Origin of the sequence: Streptomyces sp. NPDC102437 (assembly GCF_044765565.1) — a bacterium.
Classification (GTDB): Bacteria; Actinomycetota; Actinomycetes; order Streptomycetales; family Streptomycetaceae; genus Streptomyces.
Window position 1 is genome coordinate 1 of sequence record NZ_JBIWKI010000039.1, and the last position, 19,847, is coordinate 19,847.

The 19,847-nt window shown below is 69.0% G+C and carries 21 protein-coding genes; 2 read left to right on the forward strand and 19 right to left on the reverse strand.

What is annotated here, in order from left to right; translation table 11 throughout:
• Nucleotides 1-568: 568 nt before the first annotated feature.
• On the forward strand, nt 569-793 hold the full coding sequence (locus tag ACIRJP_RS33345) for a helix-turn-helix domain-containing protein (RefSeq protein WP_404182368.1): 225 nt from the start codon (nt 569-571) through the stop codon (nt 791-793).
• Between the two features lie 275 nt (nt 794-1,068).
• Here ACIRJP_RS33345 and ACIRJP_RS33350 read toward each other — a convergent pair whose 3' ends face one another.
• The 3 genes from ACIRJP_RS33350 to ACIRJP_RS33360 all read right to left on the reverse strand — a co-directional run bounded on the left by ACIRJP_RS33350 (nt 1,069) and on the right by ACIRJP_RS33360 (nt 3,572).
• Complete coding sequence (locus ACIRJP_RS33350; RefSeq protein WP_404182371.1) at nt 1,069-1,218, reverse strand: hypothetical protein; 150 nt, start codon at nt 1,216-1,218, stop codon at nt 1,069-1,071.
• 477 nt (nt 1,219-1,695) lie between these two features.
• Complete coding sequence (locus ACIRJP_RS33355) at nt 1,696-2,880, reverse strand: helix-turn-helix domain-containing protein (RefSeq protein WP_404182374.1); 1,185 nt, start codon at nt 2,878-2,880, stop codon at nt 1,696-1,698.
• A 53-nt stretch (nt 2,881-2,933) separates the two neighbouring features.
• Entirely contained in the window at nt 2,934-3,572 is a 639-nt protein-coding gene (locus tag ACIRJP_RS33360; protein ID WP_404182595.1) for an HAD family hydrolase, read from the reverse strand.
• Nucleotides 3,573-3,648: 76 nt separating this feature from the next.
• Here ACIRJP_RS33360 and ACIRJP_RS33365 point away from each other — a divergent pair, with 76 nt between their 5' ends.
• The gene (locus ACIRJP_RS33365) at nt 3,649-3,852 is read left to right on the forward strand and encodes a hypothetical protein (RefSeq protein ID WP_404182377.1); all 204 of its coding nucleotides are present in this window, start codon (nt 3,649-3,651) and stop codon (nt 3,850-3,852) included.
• Nucleotides 3,853-4,051: 199 nt separating this feature from the next.
• On the opposite strand, the gene ACIRJP_RS33370 is transcribed toward ACIRJP_RS33365, so the two are convergent.
• From ACIRJP_RS33370 to ACIRJP_RS33445, 16 genes are all read right to left on the reverse strand, one after another.
• Nucleotides 4,052-4,306, reverse strand: a complete 255-nt coding sequence (locus tag ACIRJP_RS33370; RefSeq protein WP_404182380.1) for a hypothetical protein — start codon at nt 4,304-4,306, stop codon at nt 4,052-4,054.
• Nucleotides 4,303-4,542 (reverse strand): holin, encoded by a 240-nt coding sequence (locus ACIRJP_RS33375; protein ID WP_404182382.1) that lies wholly within the window; start codon nt 4,540-4,542, stop codon nt 4,303-4,305. The genes ACIRJP_RS33370 and ACIRJP_RS33375 overlap by 4 nt, the downstream gene beginning before the upstream one ends.
• Nucleotides 4,542-5,414 carry an N-acetylmuramoyl-L-alanine amidase gene (locus ACIRJP_RS33380; protein WP_404182385.1) on the reverse strand — a complete coding sequence of 291 codons (873 nt, stop codon included), beginning with the start codon at nt 5,412-5,414 and terminating at the stop codon, nt 4,542-4,544. The genes ACIRJP_RS33375 and ACIRJP_RS33380 overlap by 1 nt, the downstream gene beginning before the upstream one ends.
• A 10-nt stretch (nt 5,415-5,424) precedes the next feature.
• Nucleotides 5,425-7,332 (reverse strand): hypothetical protein, encoded by a 1,908-nt coding sequence (locus ACIRJP_RS33385; protein ID WP_404182388.1) that lies wholly within the window; start codon nt 7,330-7,332, stop codon nt 5,425-5,427.
• Nucleotides 7,277-7,492 carry a hypothetical protein gene (locus tag ACIRJP_RS33390; RefSeq protein ID WP_404182391.1) on the reverse strand — a complete coding sequence of 72 codons (216 nt, stop codon included), beginning with the start codon at nt 7,490-7,492 and terminating at the stop codon, nt 7,277-7,279. The genes ACIRJP_RS33385 and ACIRJP_RS33390 overlap by 56 nt, the downstream gene beginning before the upstream one ends.
• Entirely contained in the window at nt 7,489-9,870 is a 2,382-nt protein-coding gene (locus ACIRJP_RS33395; protein ID WP_404182394.1) for a hypothetical protein, read from the reverse strand. Before ACIRJP_RS33395 ends, ACIRJP_RS33390 begins: the two co-directional genes overlap by 4 nt.
• 3 nt (nt 9,871-9,873) lie before the next feature.
• On the reverse strand, nt 9,874-11,115 hold the full coding sequence (locus ACIRJP_RS33400) for a hypothetical protein (protein WP_404182397.1): 1,242 nt from the start codon (nt 11,113-11,115) through the stop codon (nt 9,874-9,876).
• Nucleotides 11,116-11,118: 3 nt separating this feature from the next.
• Nucleotides 11,119-14,571 carry a hypothetical protein gene (locus ACIRJP_RS33405; RefSeq protein ID WP_404182400.1) on the reverse strand — a complete coding sequence of 1,151 codons (3,453 nt, stop codon included), beginning with the start codon at nt 14,569-14,571 and terminating at the stop codon, nt 11,119-11,121.
• A 106-nt stretch (nt 14,572-14,677) separates the two neighbouring features.
• Nucleotides 14,678-15,244: a hypothetical protein gene (locus ACIRJP_RS33410; protein ID WP_404182403.1), complete on the reverse strand. Its 567-nt coding sequence runs from the start codon at nt 15,242-15,244 to the stop codon at nt 14,678-14,680.
• Complete coding sequence (locus ACIRJP_RS33415; RefSeq protein ID WP_404182406.1) at nt 15,241-15,705, reverse strand: hypothetical protein; 465 nt, start codon at nt 15,703-15,705, stop codon at nt 15,241-15,243. The genes ACIRJP_RS33410 and ACIRJP_RS33415 overlap by 4 nt, the downstream gene beginning before the upstream one ends.
• A gap of 45 nt (nt 15,706-15,750) precedes the next feature.
• Nucleotides 15,751-16,164 (reverse strand): HK97 gp10 family phage protein, encoded by a 414-nt coding sequence (locus tag ACIRJP_RS33420; protein WP_404182409.1) that lies wholly within the window; start codon nt 16,162-16,164, stop codon nt 15,751-15,753.
• Nucleotides 16,161-16,289, reverse strand: a complete 129-nt coding sequence (locus ACIRJP_RS33425; RefSeq protein ID WP_329821191.1) for a hypothetical protein — start codon at nt 16,287-16,289, stop codon at nt 16,161-16,163. Before ACIRJP_RS33425 ends, ACIRJP_RS33420 begins: the two co-directional genes overlap by 4 nt.
• Nucleotides 16,290-16,814, reverse strand: a complete 525-nt coding sequence (locus ACIRJP_RS33430; RefSeq protein WP_404182412.1) for a hypothetical protein — start codon at nt 16,812-16,814, stop codon at nt 16,290-16,292.
• Nucleotides 16,811-17,431 carry a hypothetical protein gene (locus ACIRJP_RS33435; protein WP_404182415.1) on the reverse strand — a complete coding sequence of 207 codons (621 nt, stop codon included), beginning with the start codon at nt 17,429-17,431 and terminating at the stop codon, nt 16,811-16,813. The genes ACIRJP_RS33430 and ACIRJP_RS33435 overlap by 4 nt, the downstream gene beginning before the upstream one ends.
• A gap of 272 nt (nt 17,432-17,703) precedes the next feature.
• The gene (locus ACIRJP_RS33440) at nt 17,704-18,435 is read right to left on the reverse strand and encodes a hypothetical protein (protein WP_404182418.1); all 732 of its coding nucleotides are present in this window, start codon (nt 18,433-18,435) and stop codon (nt 17,704-17,706) included.
• Between the two features lie 11 nt (nt 18,436-18,446).
• On the reverse strand, nt 18,447-19,844 hold the full coding sequence (locus ACIRJP_RS33445) for a hypothetical protein (protein ID WP_404182421.1): 1,398 nt from the start codon (nt 19,842-19,844) through the stop codon (nt 18,447-18,449).
• Nucleotides 19,845-19,847 lie beyond the last annotated feature (3 nt).

The following is a 19,847-nucleotide window of genomic DNA, read 5'->3' on the forward strand; positions in this document are numbered from 1 at the left end:
TCTTACAAAGCAGATGTCGGCGGTTCGAAACCGTCCGCGCCCACAGTAGGAAACCGCAGGTGAGAGCCTGATCGGGCCCTCCGGTTCACGTGAGCCGGAGGGCCTTTTTCATGATCGATGCCACATGGATGCCACATCCCCAAAAAATGAGCCCTGCTCATCACTCGTTCGGGGAGGTGGCGCGGTGGTGCTGACCACGTAAAGTACGGCGCATGGGAGGGGCAGGTGTGCCTCCCCGCGTGCGCCTGACGTGCGCCTCCCACTACCTGCGCGCCCCGGCCGGGGAGGGCTAGGGCCGCAGAACAGAAGACCCCCACCGCATACAGCTCGGTGGGGGTCTTCCGCTATCCCAAACGGTAACCGCCCCGCGCCCGGATGTGGGCGCGGGGCGGGACGCCTTGACCGAGTCGTGGCGTCATCCGGCGCGATTCGGCGGACGCGCGAACGCCGATGCGCAAGTAGAAGCAGTGGTGATACCCACGCGAAAGCTTGATCAACCATTTTGCGGTTGACCGTAAAGACAAGGCGATCATGCTCCGGTGACCGTGGGCGAGTGCACCCCCAACCGATGCCTGCAGAGCGCGTCACCGCCAGGCGCCGGGAAATCGGCGACCAGATCCGTGCCGCCCGGCTCTACGCGAACCTCTCCCAGGAGGAAGTCGCACTCCGGGCCGGCATCACGCTCGGCCCGTACAACCGGATCGAGCAAGGCCACGCCGCGGCACGCATTGACACCCTCATCCGGGTCGCCGACGCGATCGGTGTGCCGCTCGCCGACTTCGTCCGGGAGTGACCCCGCCCGGCCCCAGGCCGCCGACGGCATTGGGGTCGAGCGGGAGTAGGACCCGCCCGCGGCTGGTCGGCGCGATGAGCAGCCGCGAGCGGGAGATCAGGGCCGGCCGCTCGGCTCTGGCTCGGCGGGCCACCGTGTGCCGGGACGGTCCCACGACGGTCGGTGGTAGGGGTCGTAGTGGTCGCCCGTATGTCCAGGCTCCCGCGTGCACCGGGCGTTCGTCTTCGGGTGCACGTCCCAGCAGTAGCAGGGGATGATGTCCGACGACTCGTCCCTCACCGGCGTGCCTCCCGCCAGGCGCGGCCGAGCTGTACCACCGTGGTGCAGGCGGCCCCAGCACGGCAGGCAGCGCAGGTCAGGGTGTGCCCGAGGAGCGTGCGGTACTCGGCGTCCGGTGCGGGCTGCTTCTTCGCCAGCGCGGTCATTGGTGGGCCCTCCAGCACGTGGGGCAGCAACGAGGGAACCAAAGGGCTGACGTGCCGTGCACGGTGACCGGGCGGGGTCCGAGATTGTGCGACGCCCCGGCAGCCAGCGCGATGGCGCACCAGACGCAATGCGCACCGCGCTGCTGAGCGTCGGAAAGGCCCAGCGGATCAGGCAGCAGTACCGCGTCATCAGCGGACGGCGGCATCGGCGACTCCAGACCAGTAGCGGGTGTGCACCCACACGAGGCGATCGGCCAGACCCGCCCCAGCCCCGCCAGGACGACCTGTCCGGCAGGCGCAAGCCACCGGGTGACAGCACCGCAGTGCCAGCAGGCTTCGCCATGAAGACGAGCGATGCTCACCTGCCCTGGCACAAGCACAGGCGTACTCATGGGCCCCTCCTCCTACCCGTTGATGCGGACAGGTACAGAGTGGAGCGACGGAAGAGGCACAACTGCTACAGCCTGTAGCAGTCCGTCAGACAGCGCCGATCCAGTGAGCGAAGTGCGACAGCGACTCGGCGTCCGATCGGTGGAACCGCCGCAGGCTGCTGGCGACTTCACGCGCCCACGGGTGCTCGCGCGTGTGCTGCGGGGCTGCTGCGCGGGCCACCTTGAGGCTCTCGAACGCGTCCGCCTGGAGCCCGGCCCAGTCCTGTGCGCGGGCCAACTCGATGTAGAAGCCGCTGCGGCGCTCGGCCGGCAGGTCGGCGGGCGGCTTCCACACGGTGGCCAGGCGCAGCGCACGGTCGACATGCTCGGAGCCAAGGCTGACAGCGACAGATACCTCGTGAATCCGAACCGAGTCCGGACCGAACGTGGTGCCCTGGTAGACGCCTTCGCGCGCGACCTGATCACCGAGCTGCTGGGCATGCTTCAGGTGGGTGTCAGCGGCGCCCACGTTTCCGTCACGCCCAGCGATCACGGCGGCCCGCATGTGGAGCGCGCCGCGAGCAGCGGCCTCCGAGCGGGACGACGGTGCAGGGGCCGCCTCGATCGCCTGTTCCAAGGCGGCTAAGCCGACAGCATGGGCCTGGGCTGCGAAGGAGACCTCTGTCCGTACGTACGCCGTGGCAGCCTGGACGAGAGGATCCTCCGCGCGGTCAGTTGCCCAGCGCATCAGGTCAATCAGTCGGGCAGATAGATCACGTGAGCCGTACTTGAAGGCGAGCGCGTCAGCGGTGCGGGCGGCAGCAGCCAGCATTCGGGCGGCAGTCTGCTGCTCGGCGCTGCGCGCGGCGTGGGTGTACCGGATGGCGTCGTGCAGCAAGCTGGGAATCTCTGCCGCGATTCGCCCGTACTGGGCGGCGAGCCTCCAGCCCACCGCTGCGTTGATCGCCTCTGCCAGTTCGTCCGGTGTGCGGGTTGGAGGACCTTGCGGAATGTCGTACCCGGCGAGAACCGCAGACAACTCCGGCAGAGCTCGGTTCACGCGGCGCTCGGTACCGACGTACCCAGTGCGTAGCTGCGTGGCATCTACCTCAAGGGCAGCGGCGACCGCTTCGAGCACATCGTCGCTCGGCCTCCGCGCACCACGCTCGATGGCGCGGATGGTGGCGTAGGAGATGTGCGATGCGGCAGCGAGACCGGTCTGGGTGAGACGACGTGCGCGGCGGCGTGCAGCGATTCGCTCACCGACCTCGCGCGGGGAGTCGGCGGACATGACCCGACCGTACCCGCACCGTCACTGTGCGGGTACGAAATCGCGTGCACTGCCTACTCGTCAGTGATCGCGGTCAGGTCCATGAGTGAATCGATCACCCAGTCCGCGGCCTCCTGCACCTGCGGGTCGTTTGCCCACAGGTGTCCCCACGGCCCACGGCGAAGATGGGCCGTGCGAAGCCCAGCCTGTGCGGCCGGGAAGACGTCATTAACGGGGTGGTCGCCGACGTAGATGGTGTCCCAAGCCAAGGCCCCGGAGGCATCGAGGACGCGGGCGAAAAATTCAGACGACGGCTTGGCGCATCCCCACTCCCCGGAGGTGGCGATGAAGTCGGCCGGCAGATCCAGCGACCGCAGCAACTGCCCGGCCTTCGTGGTCTGATTGCCCGCAATGATGACCTTGACGCCGAGATCCCGCAGTGCGGTGAGCGCAGGGCGAACGTCGTCGTACAGGTCTGCCTCGTCGAGGTCCTCGCCGCGGCCGGCGGCCTCGCGGGCTGCGTACTCGGCCGGGATGTCGATGTCTGGCTTCAGGAGACGGAGGGCCTCGGCGTTGTCGAGGCCCTTGACGGTGACGGCTCCGACGAGTGCGGACACGGTGTGTCTGGAAACTCCCAACCAGTCGGCCCAGGAGGCCCAGTAGCGGTCGTCGCGGACGAGGGTCTCTCCGATGTCGAACACGATCGTTTGAATCACCTGGCGAGCCTACGGGGGGTCGTCAGGTGCGCGGCATCACTAAGCGATCGGAATCAGCCACTAGTATCCGGCCGTGGCAATCGAACTGAGTGATGAACTGATCGAGCTGGAACGCGCCGCCTGGGCCGAGCAGCAGGAGAACCGGCTGACCGTGGAGACCGCGGCCCGTGTGCAGGCGGCGATCACCGCGCACGCCGAGACGATCGGCGAGAGCCGGTACGAGGTCGAGCGGGCACTGAAGCAGGCCGTCCGGCACCCGGCTGAGAGCGGCGACTGACCCCAGACGCGCGTACGCCCCCTCCTGCTCCTGCGGGATGGGGCGTACCTCCGCAGCTGCGGAGAGCGGGGGCTACTGGATGAGCGTCGCCCTCGGGGTTCGGTTCACCTCCGCGCGAGCGGAGAGGTGGACGCAGTGACGCGTCCAGATGGCAGTATCGCAGATCAGGCTCCCCTGCCCTACCAGCTCAAAGTGCAACTCACCGCAGGAGCGCGAGTACCCCCGTCGCGGTCCCAGCCACCCCGGCGAGCACCCCGATCGTCGGCATCGGCCACCGGCCCCGTTCCAGGGACGCCACCCGGTCCTGGAGCGCTGCGATGTCCGACTCGGCTGTAGTCGTCCGCTGGAGCGCGAGGTCGAGCCGACCGTTGAGTTCAGCGAACCCGGTCCTGATCTCGCCCTGCATCTCGGCGAGTTCGACAGCGACTCGATCGCTTCCCTGCTGCGGAGTCACTGCCGCTCCCGCACGGTCTCGGTGAGTCCCGGCCCGGTCCCAGTGCCGGCCGTGCTGATCGAGGTCAGTACGGCCAGGAGCGCCGCGCTCCCCGCGAGCGCGAGCGCCTGGCTCCAATCCGCGTCCAGGACATCCGCCGCAGAAAGCCCCAGGGCGGCGAGGAGAGTCTGCGCAGCAGTCCGCACCGCACGCTCGGCAGTGGCGGCCCAGAAACCGCCGCTGATCAGGGAAGCCATCAGCCGTCCACCGACCCGATCAGAGCGGCCTCGATCCGCGCAGCCGCAGCCTCGACCCGCTGCGCCGCAGCCTCGGCCCGGATGGCGTACGACGCCGCGTCACGCAGCACCGATTCGGGCGCCCAGGTCGGATTGTCGGGAGTCGCGCGGCCCTCCGGCGGGGTCATCGAGTCGGTGCGCCACACGGCGTCATAGATGTCGCGCTTGGTGATGCCTGCCATGGGGTCCTCCTCCTGGTCCGAGCCGGGGTTCCAGCTCGCGGGGTGCTTGAGTCGCTCCGCCACGTCGGCGCGGAGCTTGGTCATCGTGAAACCGCGGGGGTCGACCTTGTCGCTCGACCACTCCAGGTGGCCGATCACGGACTTGGCTGACCACCCGTGGGCCCGGCAAAGGGCGGCCTGGACGCGGACGATCGCGTCGTACTGCGCCTTGGGCCAGGGATCCTTGCCGTCGCCGAGGTTCTCGCACTCCCAGCCGTAGAAGTGGGCATTGCCGTCGACCCCGTTGCTGTTGCCGCGGGTCGGCGCGGTTGGGCGGGTGCCGTACGACTCGGCCGCTACCTGGTCCAGGACGCGCGGGTCACCGCCCCCGGCGTGGTTGGTGCGGCCCCAGCCGACCAGGTGTACCCGGCCGTCCTTCGCGATCATCCCGTGGCACAACGGGCCAGGCAGGGCCGTGTAGCCGTCGCGGACCATCCGGACCGTCGCTGCGGTTCCCTTGGTCACGGTGTGATGCACGATGCTGCCGTTGACCGGGCCCCAGGGCCCCTTCGAATTCCGGTTGTGCGTACGCCAGTTCCCGACCTCGACCACGCACGCACCCTCACCGCGCAGCGCGGATATGGCCTGCTCTGCACTCAAAGACTTCGCCATACAGCGCTCCTCAACCTGTGGAACAAAAAATGTTCCTGACTTTTCCGATGAAGCCGTTCGCCGATCCATTCACTGACTCGACCTTCTCCACCCAGAAATATGGGCCCCGCCACGTCGAATCCACAGCTGTCACCGTGTACTTCGTGCCATCTGAGATGGTTCGCGTGAACGTGATCTGATCAGCCGTGACGACCAGCTCGTAGGCGTTCCACACGTTCGCTGCGATAGCGGGACTCGTCCGAGTGGCCAGCACCGTGTACGCGCCACCAGCAGCGAACACTCCGATCCCGATCTCACCGTTCTGCCGCTGGTAGACCCGGTACCCACTCGGTGCGGCCGCCCGCATCCCGGACGGATTCAGAACCGGATCGCCTTGCGGCCACGAGTACAAATCCGTATCCGTCGGTGCCCCGAACAGCAGCCCCATTCGCGCACCCGTCGCAGACGCAGGAGCCAGCGAAACCCACTTCATGTCCACAGTGATGCGGTAAGCCGCCGGATTCTGCACCGGGCATTCCCACCCGCACAGCACGGACACCCGGTCGCGGCCGCCACCCCACCCGGCCGGCAGCAGCAGGCCCTGCTCAGCATCCTCTGTACGTCCGCGCGCGGACGGGTTGGAAATCGTCTGTTGATCGGTGAGGTAAGTCAGCTGCCCGTTCCCCATCCGGCGGTGCTCCCACGGGTCCAGCTCCGACCGGTACTCACGGCCACCCAGCCCGGCCACCGTGCCGGGGCCCCGGTAGTAGACCGGGTCGTATTGAAGAGCCCCGCGGATCCCCAGAGCGGAGACGCGGGCATAGTCAGACTGGCGGCTGGTGCCGCGCATCAAGACCTGGATCCCGGCGTCCTTGTACGCAGTGAACACCGAGTCCGCGTACCGGCTGTACAGGGCGATCCACTCCACGCCCGCAGCGGTCAGATCCGCCACCGGGTATGGCAGCGTCGCCTCGCCCCACGTGGCCGGCCTCAGCGGCATCATGATCGCCGTCATCCCGCGGTTCTGCACAGTCGTCGCGTTCGTGAGCTCGCGCACCCCGAGCAGGGCCCAGGACTGGGCGCAGTGATCCAGCACAGCCTGCATCGGTCCGAGGATCGCCGTAGCCTCCAGTACCGACGTCCCCGCCGGATCCGTCGACGCATCGAGCAGCGCCACGGCCTTCCCGTCGATCATCCGCATGAAGTCCGTGATCAGCGGCTGGTAGTACCGCTGAGCCAGCCACCCGTACCAGCCGCCGCGGCGGTCCTTCCTCTTCTCCAAGTCGACGTCGTCGTCGCCCCAGTTCCACGCCTGCGGATCATCGACGTCCCCGGCGTAGTTGTACGCCGAGCGGATCGTCGCCGAGCTCATCTCCCGCGCGTCCTGGGTGAGATACAGCGACGACCGGCCAGCACTCAGCCGGTGATCCGCGTACTCGGTCACCACACCGACACCGTCGGAAGAGGTGGCAGCGTGGAAATGGATGATGTCGACGCCCGCGGCGAGGCAATAGTCGACCTGGTAGGGGGACGAGTAGGGGCCCATGAGACCGGCGAGGTCGTGGGCGCCGACTACGTTCGGGGCGGCCGGCAGGGACTCGATCGGGCGGGCGCACACGTCCGGTACCGGAGTCTCGCCGCCGGGCGCGTAGAGGCACCCGTCGGCCCCGAACCGCAGGTTGTTGCCCGTGTCCCTGCTCAGGCAGACCTGGAGCTTGTCCGTCCCCTTGTCGTACGTCAGCCCCGCCCCGGCGATGTCCCCGAACAGGCTTCCCTTGTCGACACCAAGCCGCCACGGCAACGCTACCGAGCCGTTGCCCTCCTTGGTGAGCGGCCCCTCAACCTCCAGCACGCAGCTGCACGTCCCGCCGCCGCACCCGCACCTACCAGCCATTGCCACCCTCCTCGAACTCGAACGGAACCAACTGCTCCTGGCCATCGGCGTCGATGACCTGCTCCACCCACCGGCCGTCCACCCGCATCACGAGGCGCCCCGCCGTCCCACCGGACGACATCACCGCCCGGCCGATTGCCCGCTGAGCCGCCACCGCAGCTCGCAAGGGCCTCTGGGCCGCGCGCTGGCCCGCCAACGCACTCATTCGCTCAGCTCCTCGTCGACATCAGCGAGCGGGATCAAGGCGATCCCAACCGTCTCGCCGCCCCGGCCCCACGTCACCTCGACGTCGGACAACAAGAACCCGGCCGCGATTGGGGCGCACAGCTCGTCGGCCAGCAGATCGATCCTCACCCCAGGTACGAGCTGCCTGATCGTCACCGGGGCGTCTGGGGTCAGCTGCGCGCTGTCCGGCACGTTGATCACGGTCGGGACCGGATACCGCCCGGCGATCGCGTCACGGGCGGACTCCCGCAGGTCGCCTGCGGTCGCGTCCTCTTCCTGAATGCGTACGAGGATGTCGAGGCGTCCGTACGGGGTCCTGGTCTTCCCGGTGCCGAGCGTTCTCCCATCGCTGATGTCCTGGCCCTGCTGGCTCGTCGCCCACCCGTACGTGGCGCCCTGCCTACCGTCCTTGATGACCTCGATGTCCCCAGCGAAGTGATCGAGGGTGAGGCGGGCGGCGGCGCGCGCGCCCGTCAGGCTGCGCCGACCACGGAGGAGCAGCGATCGGCCCACCGTGGTCCAGGTCAGGCCCCGCTTGGTCCACTCGCGGAGGATGTCGCCGAGGTACTCCGTCCAGACCGTTTGGTTGCTGGAGCCGTCTTTCTCGACCTTGATCGGAAGCAGCCCGGCATCAGAACGGGTGATGTACGGCAGGATTCCCGGGTAGTCCAGGTCGGCGAGCTGGAACGCTTGCAAGTTGAGCCGGATGTGGTTCGCCGCGATGTACGTGATCGGGCCCCGCCGGCGCCCCTCGCCGTCCGCCGTCGCCGCCGTGTACGTGACGCGGAACGTGTTCACGAGGTGGTCGAACCAAGAGAACACGTCGGCGGCTTCGATCACGATCGAGGCGCGACGCATCACGATGCGCTGGATTGGCCCCTGCCACACCAACTCACCGTCCCTGTACAGCGTCAGCTCGTGCACCCACGGAGACACATCGCCGAGCTGCCCACAGCAGTCCGCGGACACGTCGGCCATGGCGATCGTCACCGACGCCTCGCTGATGTCGTTGATCGTCCGCGACCACGACACCGCCGTCAGAGTGTCGAGCGACACGAACGGCAGGGCACCGCCCCGCCAGTGCACCATCGCCGTGTACGAGGCCGCGCACCCCAGCTCGGTGTCTTGCTGCCCCACCGGGCCCGACGTGCCGCATCCGCCCTCGGGCACGTACGTGACCGGCGGTGCTGCCTCCTCGTCTGTGGCCCCGGTCGTCCGGCCGATGACCAGCCGATACGTGACCGGCACACAGGCCGGGGGCGCCGGGTCGAACCACGCCCCATCCGCTGGCAGCGTGGCGCCCTGGCCGGCCACGAGTACCTGGTCCATGCCGCCGACGGTGCGGTAGATCGTCCACGACTGCACGGTCGCCGTGTCGGCGACCAGCGTGGTGACCTGCACGCCGGGCTGCGGCTCGGAGACGACCTGCGCGGTGATCTCCAGGGCCTCCTGGATCACCTCGGTGATGGCGTACAGGTTCATCAGCCGGGGCGTGGTGTCGCTGCTCGCGTACCCGAACACGAGCTGTGGGCCGCTTGGCACGGACCAGACCCCGATGGACTCCGGCTCCCGGTACGTCAGGTCAAGAGCGTGCTGGTCACGCACACGCTCAACCGTGACTCCGGTCCGGATGTCGATGACGGTGAACCACGTGTTCCCGCCGCCGCCCGGCGGGTTGGTGTCGCTGTAGCCGGTGCCGTGGAACTGGTAGATGTAGTCCCCGCCCAGGCACCAGGACTGGAAGTCTGGGTAGGACGGCCGCGCGAACTCGTACAGCGGCTGGCTGAAGTTCTTCGCCCGCCAGTCAGCGAGCCCGAACACCAGGTACCGGGTGCCGGAGCCGGTGTTGTAGGCGACAGCGAACCGGCCGCCCGTCACGTCCAGCGACGGGGTGATGCTCGTGGCGCCCGGGACCGGGTCGAAAACGTTGACCGACGGGTCGCCCACGTCGATCACCTTGCCCGGCTGGAACGGCAGGTACGCGATACGGCGCCCGTGTGCGTTCGTGCCGATCGGCTGCTCCACCGCGTCGTAGGCCAGCCACAGGTACGGCACTCCGTTGACCGTCTCGGCGCCGATCCCTGAGCCGTGGTCAAAGCGCCGGACGTACATGACGCCCAGCACCTTGCCGGTCAGGTCGAGCTGGTTGATCGCCAGGTCACCGCGACTGTCCCGGGCGCCGGTCGGCGGCGGCCCGGACTCGCCCGGCAGCGTCACCCCGTTCGCGATGACCTGCGTCACGTAGACACGCTGCCCGGCCGGGTCGTACGCAACCTGCTGATGAACTCTGGTCTGGTCCAGGCGTACGCCGAGCATGACCGGCGCTGCAGGTGCAGTGAGGTCGGAGCGTTCTGCCACTGGTCACCCCACATCCGATCTGGGCACAAGCAGCACCCTGGCCGTCGCGTCCCCTGCCGTGTAGGCGGCGTCCGACCAGATCTCGATACACAGCCCGGCCGGGCAGCTGAATGTCGGCCAGGCGAAATGGCCGCCCTGAGGCCCGTACACGATCGGCGTCGACGTCGCCATGCCGAACGGGATCTGCTCGCACTCGACGACGCTGCGCTGCACGCGGCCGTCGATCCGCAGGTGCGACCCGGCCGGCAAGTAGCTGAGGTTGATGTCCGTGCACACGTTGCACGGATCGGCCACGTCCTCGCAAGGGTTGCCCTGCGGGTTCGTCCAGAACCGCACGATCAGCCTGCGCATGTCCTGTGCCCCGGCCCGGACTTCGAGGACGGGCACCGTCTCCAGCCAAGCGGACTGCGTCAGCGGCGACACCGAGACCAGCGACCGCCGGAACGTCCCCAAACCGCTCGGGTAGCACGGCGAGGTCGGCGCTGGCGGCCGAGGCGGCAGCGGCGGCGACGGGCACAGCGGATCCGTGGCACACGGCGCAGCGGTGACGCACTGCTCATACACCTGATCCGGGTCGACCGGACCGATCACGTCACCAGTACCCAGCGGCACCCAGTCCGTCAGCGTCGCCAGCGGCTCCCGGTAGATCCACGGCTTGCCGGCCACCAAGGTGAAGGTGACCGTTGCGAGCACGGCCCCGGACCCGAGGTACTGGGTCTCGGTGACCTGCGGGCCGTCGAGAACGCCCACGTCGTACAGGTGCCGCAGCTCGCGGTCGCCGTCGACAGGGCAGCAGGAGAACACGCACATCTCGTCCCCGTTGCACGTCCCGCACGCGGATCCCTGGAGGGCGATCGACAGCCACTCCAGCCCATACGACAGCGCGCATTCGTCAACGGCGATCAGCAGCACCGTGTACGCGATCTCCCGGTGCTGGCGCCGGACCGGGCCGAGCGCGGCCCCGTCACCGACGAGCGGCACCGGTTCGCGAGTGATCGGCGACGAGGAGAACCCAGCCACGGACAGCCCGAGCACGCCAAGCACACCCGACGACTCCGGGACCGCCGGGTCGTGCCACGGGGCCTTGTCCGTGACCGGGTCCACGTACGGCAGATCCCCGACTGCGGCCGGGATGTCCGGGCACGGGTCGCACTGCACCGGCACCCCGCGGGCCCGCGCGTACACCGCGGCACGCGCGGAGTTGATGACCTCGTTCCCGGCCAACTCCAGGTAGTCGACGAGCACCCCTCACACTCCCGCTGCTCGGGCGATCTGCCCCTGCAAGTGCTGGGCGAACACCATGGGGTCGGACATGCGGCTGTTGATGTTCCAGTTGTTCGTGATTTGTGCCCCAGCGCTGACACCCTGGCGGGCCAGCAGGTCCAGCAGCCCGGACTGCTGCGCTAGTTCGGCGGCGCGGCGCGGCCGGGTCAGGGGGATGACGACTTCTCGGCCGGCCTCGCCGATGAGAGCAGCCGTCGGGATGTCGACGATGCCGCCGTTTGCGAAGGGCAGCAGGTCTCGGACGGCAGACGGCAGGCCGCTCTTGATCTTGTTCACGATGGTCGAGCCCACGTTGCCGAGAGCCGCCGCGATCTTCTGCGGCAGGCTGGTGAAGAGATTGGCGATGCCAGAGATCAGGCTCGAAACCGTGCTGGTCACCGTCGACTTCACGCTGTTGAAGATCCCGGCGATCTTCGATCCCAGCCCCGACAGCGCTGATCCGATCTTCCCTGGTAGCCCGGTGAAGAAGCTGGTAACCGAGCTGATGAGTCCCGTGACGATCGAGATCGTGCTCGACTTCACCGAGTTGAAGATGCCGGCCACCCGGCCGGGCAGCGCGGCCAGGGCTGCCCCGATCCGCGCGGGCAGCGTCTGGAAGAAGACCGTGACGGAGTTGATGAACCCCATGACGGCCGAGGTGACGGTCGTGAAGGCCGACGTGAAAGCGCTGATGAGTGTCTGGCCCAGCGAAGTCAGGGCAGCGGCGATCTTCTGCGGCAGCTCCGTGAAGATGAAGATGATCGCGGCGATCCCGGTGAGGATTGCGATGCCTACCTGTGCGACTGCCGAGGTGAAGAGGTCCAGCAGCATCCCCGGCAGCGCGGAAAGGAAGCTCATGATCCTGCCCGGCAGCGCGGTGAAGAACCCGACCACGGCGTCGATCCCCGACGAGACGCCGCTCGTGATGCTCGCCCACAGCCCGCTGAAGAACCCCGACAGCGTCGAGCCCAGCGTCGACAGCGCGCTGGTGATCCGCGAGGGTAGCGCAACGATGAAGTTGATCGCCGAGGTGAGCCCGTCGATCAGGAAGACCAGGGCGCCGACGATGCCCTCGATGATGGGGATGAGCAGGTTGAGGTTGAACCACTGCTGGAACGCGGCGTAAACCTGCACGGCGGGGACGACGAGCCTGATGAGGTACGAGACCAGAGGGGCGAGGCTGGTCACGAGGTTCGCGATCGACGGGATGAGCGGGATAACCGCCTGGACCAGCGCGTCGAAAGCCGCGTTCATCGGCAGGAGGGCCGGAATCAAACCCTTAAGAAGTTCCGAGATGAGCGGTCCGACGGCGGTGATGATCTGCCCGAGCCCGTCCGCGAGGGACTGGAAAAGGGGGACGAGTGAGGTGATCGCCTGGGAGAGGATCACGCCGAGGACGGCACCGAGCTGCTGAAGGACCGGCATGAGGGGCTCGACGGCCTGAAGGGTTGTCTGGAGGAGCTGGCCAATCGGGGCGAGGAGCGGTGTGAGCGCCTTGAACGCCAGCGCGAGAACGTTCCCAACAATCCCCGCGAACTGCGTGAGAAGCGGGACGAGCAGACCGATGATCGGCCCGATCTGGGAGACGAGTTCCGCGAGGAACCCTCCGAGCGCCGCGGCGAGCGGCGTGAGGGCCTGTTCGAGCTGCTGGAACGCTGCGGTGATCACCGGCAGGACCGGTCCGAGCGCCGACGTCAGCGTGTTCACGACCGGCGCCAACGCGGTCGCCAGGAGGCTCAACGCGTTCCCGAGCAGTGAGTTGAACGTGACCGCGAGCTGAGTGATGAGCGGAAGAAGCGGCTGGATCGCCGCACGTACGGTGTCGAAGATCGCGGAGAGTCCGGCAAGCTGTCCGCCACCGCCGGCCGCCAGGGCCCCGAAGAGATCGCTGAGAATGCCGCCGACGGACGAGACGAGCGCACCGAGCTGCTGGAACACCTGGAGCGCGCCCTGCACCCAGGCCACGGCCTGGCCGCCCTGTGCGGCCTGCTGAAGGAACGTCCCGAACCTCGCCCCGAGCGAAGCGATCGCGGACCCGGTCTGTGCCCCGAATGCTTTGGATACCGCGCCGCCGACCTGGACGAAGCCGGAGATCACCGGGCCGAGCGCTGCTGCGAGGCCAGCAGTGGCCCGCTGGGTACCCATGAGGATGTTCTGGATCGACTTGATCCCGGTGGACGTCCGGAGGAAGTTCGCGATCCTCTCAGCAGCTAGGCCGAAGTTCCCCGCGACGCCCGCGAGCCCGGACTTGAGAGGGCCTCCGAGGGCTTTTGCTACGCCAGCGATCTGGCCGGCCAGCGGCTCGAAGAACGCGTCCTGGACCGTTGCCTTCAGCGCGTCGAACTGCGGCTTCAACGTCTGGAGTTCGCGTGCTGCGGACTGAGCGGCAGGCGAGAGGTTCTCCAGCGCCTGCTCGAACTTCTCGGCATCACCGCTCAGGGCCGCGCCGAACGCCTCACCTACACCGCTCAACGCGATCTTCAGAGCCGACGTCGCGACGACGACGCCGCCGATCACTGCGGGCAGTGCGGCCGTGATGCCGATCGCGGGAGCGAGCGAGGCCACGAAGCTGCTGATGCCGGCGGCGGCCGAGAGGAAAGCCCCGCCCAGGGCGCCGACGCGCAGGAGCCCGGCCAGGGACGATCCGAGCCGCCCGGCGATCCGGCCGATTCCGCCCAGCGCGCGGGTGAAGCGGTTGGTGTCCGGCTCCACATTGACCCGCAGCGTGGGCAGGTTGTGGGCGCGCAGCCGGGCGTCGAAGTCACTCAGGTCCGGCTCGACGCGGACACGCACCGGGTCGAGTCGGCGAAGCTGCCGTTGGAGATCGCGCTGGAAGCGGTTGGTGTCCGGTGCCACCTGGACGGCGATGCCGCCGAGGGCGCGGAGATCGCGCTGAAGGGTGCGCCCGAACCGGCTCACGTCCGGCGTGACGCGGACGGTCACCGAGACTGCGCGGACCGCCCGTTGGAGGGCCGCCTGGAACCGGACAGTGTCCGGGACTACGTCCACGGCCACCCGCAGCCGACGCACCGCCCGTTCGAGCTGCGCCCGGAAGGCGACCATGTCCGGCTCGATACGAACCGCGGCCGCCAGGCCGCGCGTCTCCCGTGCGAGGGCGGCCTGGAAGCTGGCGGTGTCTGGGGTGACGCGGACCGAGACGGCCGCCAGGCCCCGGAGCGCGCGCTGAAGATCAGCACGGAAGCGGGTGGTGTCGGCGTCTACTCGGACATTGGTGCTGATGTTGCGAAGGGCTCGCTGTAGATCGCGCGCGATCTGCCGACCAGCCCGCTCGCCCGTGCCGCGGATCGCGGTCTGGATCTGATCGTCGAGCGCCTGCCCCGCATCACGGCCGGCACGGGCGAGATCCTGCCGGAGCTGGGCAGCGTACGCCGCGGTGTCCGACGTGATCTGGACGGAGGTACGGCCGACCTGCGGCATGGGCTGGCACCTCCGAGCACGGGACGAGCACCCGCGTGGTCAGCGGGTGGTGTCCGGCCCAGTAGCCAGCGACGACAGGACGAGCGTAGGGGCGTGTACAGCCTGGCTACTCGTCGGAGTCGTCGGCGGCCATGGCCGCGATCTGCCGGGCCTGCGCCTCCATCTCGGCCGGGCCGAAGCCGCGAGGCACAGAGGTCTGAGTGCGGCACATCTCCGGCGGAGGGTCGAAGATCGCGCGCTCAGCCCGGTGCAGGTCCTTCTCCTCCTGTATGCCGTCGCACAGCCATGCCCACACCGAGGACACGATCCGGTGCCCGGACGCGGTGTCAGGGTCGAGGCCGCGGCGTGCACACCACGCGGACCAGTCCCGCCACCGCTCCTGAGCCAGACCACACAGCCGCTGCGCCGCCCACCACTCCACGCCGTACAGCTCCGAGGACAGGCCGAGCACGATCCGGAAAGCGGCGTGCCACGTCATCAGGTCGTACGGGTCGCGGAGCCGGTCGACTACGTGGTCGCGGTCCGGGCCAGCGAGGAGGCCGGGGAGGATCTGTGGCCACTGCCCGGACGCGGCGATACCGGCAAGGACTCGCCCGTCGGGTACGTGGAGCGTGAGGGGGGTGTCGTCGACGGTGATGGGCAGCGGCCCCGGCGAGGCGGGGCCGAACCTCACGACCGAGCAGGCCGGGCCGCGGCCGTCTTCTTCGCTACGGGGCGCTTGGCAGCGGTCTTCTTTGCGGCGCGTCGCTGCTCGCGGTTGCCGGTTGCCAGCCCCATCTCCTCCTGGTAGGTGGCTAGCTCGGGCTCGTAGTGCTCGACCAGCTTCTGCAGCAGGTCGTTGAACAGCTCGCTGACTGACACCGGGTTCTGCGCCGACCGAGCCTTGAGCAAGAGGTCGTCGGCGGCTGCCTCGTCGAATGTGTGCAGCAGAGCGTTGCGCAGCTCCGCGAGTACTCCAGCGGCGTCCTCGCGTGCGGCGACGTCCTGCATATACGAGAGCTGAAGCTGCACGGACGACGGATCGAACCCATGCGCCTCATAGCGGCTACCGTCCGACAACTCGACCGTGACTGGCGGCAAGGCGCTCGGGTCGAATCCGGATGCCTCGGACTTGATGACGAACTCGGTGGCCATGGTGTCCCCTTTGCGGTGGCGGTCTTTCGCTGCCGACCGTAGGGGTCAATACCGGACGGTCCCATCCACCGGACCCGGCGCCACGTCCCGCAACGCCTTCAGCAGGAACGGATTCGGGCGCTGCCCCTTCACAGAGCGGGCGAACACCCTGCCCCCGCCGCGGGGCTGCCACGACAGCACCCGCGCCCGCACCGGCCGGATCGGCTGCCCCGTCGGCCCGTAGACCCCGGTGCCCTCGTGGACGTACGCGGCGTACTCCAGATCCGAGTACACCTCGCCGACGACGAGGTTGCTGCGGACATCAACATCGGAGCGAATCGAGGCGCGTAGCGGGCCGTTGTCGACCGGGGCGAGGCGGCGCGCCTGATTCGCGGTCGCGGTCGTGACTTCGCCGACGACCTCACGGACCAGCTCGGCGATGGCAGCCTCGTCGACGTCCGTCGTCACTCGCACGGTCACTTCCGCCGCCTCTCCGCAGCCGCCTCGATCCGGGAGATCTCCACCTTTGCCCGCGCGAGCACCGCCGTCACCGCGACTACGCACCCGCCGAGGAGCACCCACACGAAAGCCGTCGTCCCAGCCATCTACACCTCCACCGTGATCTGCACCGTTACACCAGCGCATCCGCCCTGCGGCCCCATCGGAGTCACCGGGCCTGGCCATACCTGTACGTCCGTGAGCGCGTCGCAGCACGCCACGGCCTCGCGCAGCAGCCGGGTATCGAGGACCAGACCCCACGCGTCCGTCTCGCGCTGTTCGCACGTCGGCGCCGACTGCCCGTCCGGCGCGGTCACGGCAACGCACCGTGCGACCCCGACCTCGATGACGGTCTGCATCCGCCACGTCTGGCACCGGCGGCGCCGCTGATTTGTCACCACCGGGTCCTGCCGCACGACCCGCACCCACGCCTGCCCATGCCCGCCATCGCAGTCACACGAACAGAAATCCTGCGCGGGCGGCTGACTGCCCCAGGCCAGGCAGCATGCGCACGCCGGGCGGCCGCCAGCCGCGAGCGTCGCGCACAGGCACGCCGTCAGCCCGGACAGCACCGGCCCGAGCCGCGGATCGGCGTCCGGCGGCAGGATCACGTCGTCCACCGGTGTCGTCATCGGGGCACCCCCGGCCGGTACCGGCCAGCGACCGGGGCGGGCGGCAGGTCCAGGCTGAACACGGCCCCGAACTGCCGCACCCTGCCAGGGTTGACGAGCTGCACCCATGCCCACACCTGCGGCATGTGAGCCTGCAGGGTCTCCGGCCAGTCACCGGGCGGTACCACCTCGTACGTGACACCCTCGCGGCTGACGGTCTTCGTCCCCGCGGGGAGCGCGCACCCGCTGGCCGGGCCCGAGCACAGTTTGTCGATTTCGCAGGCGAGTTGCCCGACTGCCCGCCGCCCGGCCGCCGGGACCTCCAGGCCGCGCAGGTAGCGAACGGACAGAGTGCCCGGCTCGGTGTCCGGCAGCCGGAGATCCTGGCACTCCGGCCAGCACTCGCCGCCGCTACGAACGAGTTGCCCGCCGGTCGCCGTTCGGTGCAGGACGTACCCGGACGGGTCCACGACCTGCCCGTACTGCAGCACCTCGACCACGCTGTGCACGGGCCCCGGCAGGTCGATGACGCACAGCGGGACGCAGGAGCAGCCCGACGGCCCGCAGCCGCACGGCCGGTTGAACCACCGCCCGTCGTCGAGGACGGGCCGCAGCAGCCCGCCGCCCCCGTAGGACATCGAAGGCATCGGCTCGTCGCAGCCCTTCCGGCAGGGCCGCAGCACCTCCTCGCACAGCCCGTACCGGCCCGCGGTCAGCCTCCACAGAACCTCGGTCGCAATCTCTGCCGCAGCCTGCTGCGCCGGAGACCAGTCAGCCGGATCGGCCGGCCAGCCAGGGCAGCACGACGTATCTAGCGGCCACGGACCGCACGGCCCGTCGAGCACCTCATCCGGCACGGCCGGCCTCCTCCGAGCAGGGCGGGGCCACCCCGTGGATGGCCCCGCTTCGGCTACTTCTTCCGGGCCGCCCGCAGCCCGGCACCAGCACCCGGCGTGAACGTCGTGCTGGCCGTCTTCGACGCGTCGCCCACGGACGTGGCCGTGATGGTCTGCTCCGTGGTCACCGCAGCGTCGTAGACGTGGCTGCCGGTCGTCGTGCCCGCCGCGATCTCCACGGCCGCCGACCCGTCACCCCAGTTGACCGACACGGCGCTGTCGGCCGGGAAGTTGGCCAGCGTGGCGGTGGCCGTGTGCCCGGTGGCGTCGCCAGCATCCGCAGCTGCGGCCACCGACGGCGCGGGCGCCGCCGGGGTCGGGGTGAACGTGTTGTTCGCAGTCTTCGTGGTGTCCGTGGCCGAGGTCGCGGTGATGGTCTGCGCCCCGTCCACCCCGGCCGCGTACGCGTGCGTCGCGGTCGTGGTGCCTGCGGGCACAGTCTGAGCGGCGGTGCCGTCGCCCCAGTTCACGGTCACCGCACCATCCGCCGGGAACCCAGCGAGGGTGACGGCCGCCGTACGGCCGGTCGTGTCAGCCGGGTCCGCTGCCGCGGTCACCGTCGGGGTGGCAGTCGACGGGAACGGAATGTTGACTTCGACGGTGGTACACACGGTCGGGGCCGCCGCGTCACACACCTTGATCGTCTTGGTGCCGTCCGTCGCATACGCGTGAGACGCGGTGCCCTGCTCCGGCCCGGTCTCCACCGGAGACCCGTCGCCCCAGTCGATCGTGGTAGGTCCAGCCATGGGATGCCTCCTCAGGCGTTGTTGATGGTGAGCTGCGCCGTTCGGCCGGTCGCGTCAGCCGGATCGGCCGCGGCCTCGACCTTCGGGCCGGTCGGCGCCGGAGTTCCGGTGTTGTCGATCGTGAGGATCACCGTGCGTCCCGTGGCGTCCGCCGGGTCCGCCGCAGCAGCGACCTCGGGCGGTACCGCGCCCGGGTTCTCGGCCGGGACGAGGATCGCGGCGCGGGTGCGGTAGGTGTCGATGTCGCCACGCCGCACCGTCACCGTGTACACAGACGGGACCGAGTACTTGTGGATGACAGCGACTGTGCCGTCCGCGCCGACTGCGATCTCCTCAGGCTCGGTGCCGTCGCCCCAGTCGATGGTCGCGGTGCCATCCGACTGCGACGGAAGACCCACCTTCGCGGTCACCTCGTACGGGTCGTCCGCGTTCTCCGTGGACAGCACGAGGGTCGGCTCGTCGGCCGGCAGCGGGATCGTGACATCTCGGCTGGAGCAGACGACGGGAGTCTGCTTGTCGCACGCCTTGATCGTGTAGGTGCCGTCGGTGTTGTAGACGTGGGTGACCCACGCCCCGTCGGCCACCTCCTGCGGTGGGGTGCCGTCGCCGAAGTCGACCATGACGGGGCCGAAGCCATGGTTGTCCGCACGGAACCTGATCGTCTTCCGCGGGGATTCGTTGCCGATGCCGGTGATGTACAGGTCCGCCGGGTCCGGGGTCGGACGGTCGACGGGCTTGCAGCCGCACTCTGCCTCGGGCGGGCGGATCGTCGTCTTGAAGAAACGGCGGGGAGTCTTCGGCCCGACCGGCTTCAGTAGCGGTACCGGAATGCCTCCCGCTCCTGCCTGCACGTTGTACGGCCCGCGGCGCCAGCCCGCGCCGACCTTGGTCCGCCCGTTGAAGGTGAAGGTCACCGCATCGTTGCCGATTTCCAGGTCGCCCGGCGCTCCGCCAACCACCCACGGCAGCAGGAGGTAGCCCCACTCGCCCTGAGAGCCAGCCCCGGAACAGGCGTCACCGGAGGCGTAGACGTTGGTCCACAGCTCCAGCGCGTAGCCGGTGTCGCACTTCAGCTCCACCGATTCGTCCCAGCCGATCGGGTTGCCGTCGTAGTCCCGGTAGATCTCGAACGACGGGTTCATGATCTGTACGAGGTCGGGATCGACTGCGCAGAACTCCATCTCCAGCGTGTATCCGGAGAGTTGTTCGCAGCCGGGTTCGTTGATGCAGGTCTGCCCGTTGGCCTTCGTGACCGAGATCGCTTCGCCTTCCTCGGTCTCGGCGGACATCGAGACGGTGATGAACCCATCGGTGACGACTTGGTTGCAGTCGCCATACATGGGGCGTCCGCAGGCGTCCAGGCGCGTTGCGCGCATCACGACGCCGCGCAGCAGGGGAGGGCACGCCATCAG

Bases quoted from the DNA above. Each gene is read 5' to 3' on its own strand.
- ACIRJP_RS33445 (WP_404182421.1), bottom strand. From the start codon at position 19,844: ATGGCGTGCCCTCCCCTGCTGCGCGGCGTCGTGATGCGCGCAACGCGC.
- ACIRJP_RS33435 (WP_404182415.1), bottom strand. From the start codon at position 17,431: ATGTCCTACGGGGGCGGCGGGCTGCTGCGGCCCGTCCTCGACGACGGG.
- ACIRJP_RS33350 (WP_404182371.1), bottom strand. From the start codon at position 1,218: ATGACCGCGCTGGCGAAGAAGCAGCCCGCACCGGACGCCGAGTACCGC.
- ACIRJP_RS33390 (WP_404182391.1), bottom strand. From the start codon at position 7,492: ATGAGTGCGTTGGCGGGCCAGCGCGCGGCCCAGAGGCCCTTGCGAGCT.
- ACIRJP_RS33430 (WP_404182412.1), bottom strand. From the start codon at position 16,814: ATGACGACACCGGTGGACGACGTGATCCTGCCGCCGGACGCCGATCCG.
- ACIRJP_RS33355 (WP_404182374.1), bottom strand. From the start codon at position 2,880: ATGTCCGCCGACTCCCCGCGCGAGGTCGGTGAGCGAATCGCTGCACGC.
- ACIRJP_RS33385 (WP_404182388.1), bottom strand. From the start codon at position 7,332: ATGGCCAGGAGCAGTTGGTTCCGTTCGAGTTCGAGGAGGGTGGCAATG.
- ACIRJP_RS33380 (WP_404182385.1), bottom strand. From the start codon at position 5,414: ATGGCGAAGTCTTTGAGTGCAGAGCAGGCCATATCCGCGCTGCGCGGT.
- ACIRJP_RS33425 (WP_329821191.1), bottom strand. From the start codon at position 16,289: ATGGCTGGGACGACGGCTTTCGTGTGGGTGCTCCTCGGCGGGTGCGTA.
- ACIRJP_RS33345 (WP_404182368.1), top strand. From the start codon at position 569: ATGCCTGCAGAGCGCGTCACCGCCAGGCGCCGGGAAATCGGCGACCAG.
- ACIRJP_RS33440 (WP_404182418.1), bottom strand. From the start codon at position 18,435: ATGGCTGGACCTACCACGATCGACTGGGGCGACGGGTCTCCGGTGGAG.
- ACIRJP_RS33415 (WP_404182406.1), bottom strand. From the start codon at position 15,705: ATGGCCACCGAGTTCGTCATCAAGTCCGAGGCATCCGGATTCGACCCG.
- ACIRJP_RS33405 (WP_404182400.1), bottom strand. From the start codon at position 14,571: ATGCCGCAGGTCGGCCGTACCTCCGTCCAGATCACGTCGGACACCGCG.
- ACIRJP_RS33375 (WP_404182382.1), bottom strand. From the start codon at position 4,542: ATGGCTTCCCTGATCAGCGGCGGTTTCTGGGCCGCCACTGCCGAGCGT.